At 56.6% G+C, this 2,904-nt stretch carries 4 protein-coding genes; 2 read left to right on the top strand and 2 right to left on the bottom strand.

Features of this window, described 5'->3' with window-relative positions; translation table 11 throughout:
* The first annotated feature begins 51 nt into the window (after nt 1-51).
* Complete coding sequence (locus CDG56_RS16540; RefSeq protein ID WP_200462922.1) at nt 52-450, top strand: TrbI/VirB10 family protein; 399 nt, start codon at nt 52-54, stop codon at nt 448-450.
* Between the two features lie 52 nt (nt 451-502).
* The gene (locus CDG56_RS16535) at nt 503-967 is read left to right on the top strand and encodes a KfrB domain-containing protein (protein WP_042088840.1); all 465 of its coding nucleotides are present in this window, start codon (nt 503-505) and stop codon (nt 965-967) included.
* A 199-nt stretch (nt 968-1,166) separates the two neighbouring features.
* Here the strand turns inward: CDG56_RS16535 and CDG56_RS16525 are convergent, their stop codons facing one another.
* Both CDG56_RS16525 and aph(3'')-Ib read right to left on the bottom strand, forming a co-directional pair.
* Complete coding sequence (locus tag CDG56_RS16525; protein WP_000480968.1) at nt 1,167-2,003, bottom strand: aminoglycoside O-phosphotransferase APH(6)-Id; 837 nt, start codon at nt 2,001-2,003, stop codon at nt 1,167-1,169.
* On the bottom strand, nt 2,003-2,806 hold the full coding sequence (gene aph(3'')-Ib, locus CDG56_RS16520; protein WP_001082319.1) for an aminoglycoside O-phosphotransferase APH(3'')-Ib: 804 nt from the start codon (nt 2,804-2,806) through the stop codon (nt 2,003-2,005). Before aph(3'')-Ib ends, CDG56_RS16525 begins: the two co-directional genes overlap by 1 nt.
* Between the last annotated feature and the right edge of the window lie 98 nt (nt 2,807-2,904).

Genomic DNA, 2,904 nt, shown 5'->3' with positions numbered 1-2,904 from the left:
GGAAGGGATTCATCTGCTGTATCTCGAAATAAATAAGATATTTAGCTTATCATGTCAGCCTATTTGCAACAGTGCCCGTCAATCTCGATTGACAACATGCCGGGCACCGACATGGGTGGCTATGCTGGTTTCAACGACAAGGTGAACAACCACTATGCCCGCATCTTCGGCAGTGGTTTGCTGTTGTCGGTCTTCTCGGCCGGTATCCAGCTCTCGCAGCCGCAAGCCAGCAACGGCGAGAACTACAGCAGTTCGCAAATCATCGCCGGTTCGCTGGGCCAGCAGATGGGCCAGATCGGTATGCAGATGGCACAGCGCAACATGAATATTCAGCCGACGCTCGAAATCCGTCCGGGTTACGAGTTCAACATCATGGTGACCAAGGACATCATCCTGCCGACGTGGGAAGGGCACCCGATGGCCGGTCAGTCCGGCAAAGGCTGCAACTGAGGGCGCGGCCGTTCGCGGCCGTATTCTTTTCTGACGTAAGGAGAACAACGTAATGGCGAATAACCAAGCCCCGAGCTGGAAAAACCCGACCCCTGCGCCGGGGGTCAAGATGATGCCCGAGGGTTCGCGCAAGGTGTGCGTGCTCAACGGCAGCCGCCAGATAGATCAGGTCATCAAAGGCGAGTGGACGACGCTCAAAGTGCTGCCGGAAAGCGGTCTGTCCAAGGGCATCTACCAGCTCGGCGAGGCCACCAAGGCCAGCAGCGGCAAAGATGCGTCTTTCACCGGGCAGGTGCTGTTCAGTGACAGCAAGGCGGTCTACCAGCTTTCCGGCAAGGGCGTGGTCGAACACCCGCGCTCGGCCTTCGCCGAGCTGGAAGCCAAGGGCGAGAAAATCGTAGACGGGCGCACCTACACGGTGGCTTACGCCAACGGCAGGGGCGTGGCCACCAACGCGCAGGCGGCGAACGTCGCCCCGGCGCGCACCGCGTCGAAAGGGCACGGTGCCTCGATGTGATCAACGGGCGGCCAACTGGCCGCCCTTTTTCCGATGAAGTGGGAGTGCATGACCATGGAAAGAAAAATCGCGTTTTGGGCTGTTGGTATGGTGGGGGTCGTTTGCGGGAAGGGGCGGAATCCTACGCTAAGGCTTTGGCCAGCGATATTCTCCGGTGAGATTGATGTGTTCCCAGGGGATAGGAGAAGTCGCTTGATATCTAGTATGACGTCTGTCGCACCTGCTTGATCGCGGCCGCGATAGCTAGATCGCGTTGCTCCTCTTCTCCATCCGCGTTCCAAGCTGCGGAAAGGCACCCATAAGCGTACGCCTGGTCGAGCAGGCGACGCGGATCGACGTCCAGCGCACGAGAGAATGCGTCCGCCATCTGTGCAATGCGTCTAGGATCGAGACAAAGGTCGTCTCTGTCAGCCGGATCGTAGAACATATTGGCGGCGCCAAAGCCCACTTCACCGACCAGACCGACGGGATCTATCACCAGCCAGCCGCGACTGGAGAACATGATGTTTTCATGATGCAGATCGCCATGTAGCCCACGCAGTTCCGAGGCATTGCTCATCATTTGATCGGCTATAATCGCCGCGTGGACGTAGTCAGTTTGACAACCTGCGTTTTGATCATCGCGCGCCCGCTGAAACAAAGCTGCAAAGCGATCCCGGATCGGGAGAAGGGCAGAAGGCAGGGGTTCCTCAGATGCGGCATACAGCTTCGCCATTAGTTCCGCTGCAATTTCGGTCGCCTGGTAGTCGCCGTGCTCGGCAACGATGTGAGAGAGCATTCGCTCCCCGGCATATTCGAGCAACATCAGATTGTTCTCACGACCGAGCAACCGGACTGCTCCCCTCCCATTGCGCCATACCAGATAGTCGGCCCCGCGCAGTTCATCAGCAATGTCTTCTATAGGTTTCAATCCCTTGACGATTGCAGGAGTCCCGTCTGGCAATGAAACTTTCCAAACGAGGCTGGAAAAGGTGTCCGCAATGAGAACAGGTTGCGAAACGTGCCAATGAGCAGGAAAAACAGGCGGCATGAACATCAACCCCAAGTCAGAGGGTCCAATCGCAGATAGAAGGCAAGGCGTTCGCGGTCGGGGGCTTCGATCCCCAATACATTGAATAGGACAGCGAAGGCGCGCTCTGCTTCATCTGGCGCTGCCCAGTTCTCTTCGGCGTTAGCAATCATGAGTGCCAAATCGGCATAGCGATCTGCTGTTCCGAGCCGCCCAAGGTCGATCAGACCCGTGCATTGAAGAGTTTTAGGGTCCACCATGAAGTTCGGCATGCAGGGATCACCATGGCAAACAACCATATCGGTGCGCTCTTGGTCGAGCCGCACCGGTAGCTCTCGTTCGACACGAGCCAAAAGATCGAGCTGCGGCGTACTCTTGTCCTCGTCCGGTAAGAAGTCGGGATTGACGGCATTGCGGGACACCACATCAACGGCGCGTCCGAACATTCGCGACAGCCTGCGCTCAAACGGACATTGATCAACCGATAGGCTGTGAACAGCGCCAAGTTGCTGCCCCATTGACGGCCACGCTTTGAGCAAATCCGCTCCAGACAGATCAGCCGCCGGTACTCCCGGAATTGCCGTTATCACCAAGCATGCACCCTCCTGTTCCTCCTGCCAGTTGATGACCTCGGGGCAAGCCACACCTCGACCTTTGAGCCAAATGAGGCGGTCACGCTCTCCAGCGAGCTCACCGCGGCGGGAAGCAGGTGCGATTTTCGCGAAGGCATGCCCGTCACCACGTCGAAAAACAAAATCACCAGATTCTCCGCCTCTGACAGGCAACCAGTCAGAATGCGATTCACCAAAAAAAATATTAGTTCGATTCAATGGAGGTTCCTTCAGTTTTCTGGGCACTGTTGCAAATAGAGATTTGAGTCGATGAAGTTCCTTTTTAAAAGTGCTTAGAGACCGAAAACCCTGTTGAT

Source organism: Acinetobacter sp. WCHA39 (assembly GCF_002165385.1).
GTDB lineage: Bacteria > Pseudomonadota > Gammaproteobacteria > Pseudomonadales > Moraxellaceae > Acinetobacter.
The sequence above is the reverse complement of the archived record's forward strand: the minus strand, read 5'-3'. Positions and strand labels throughout refer to the sequence as shown.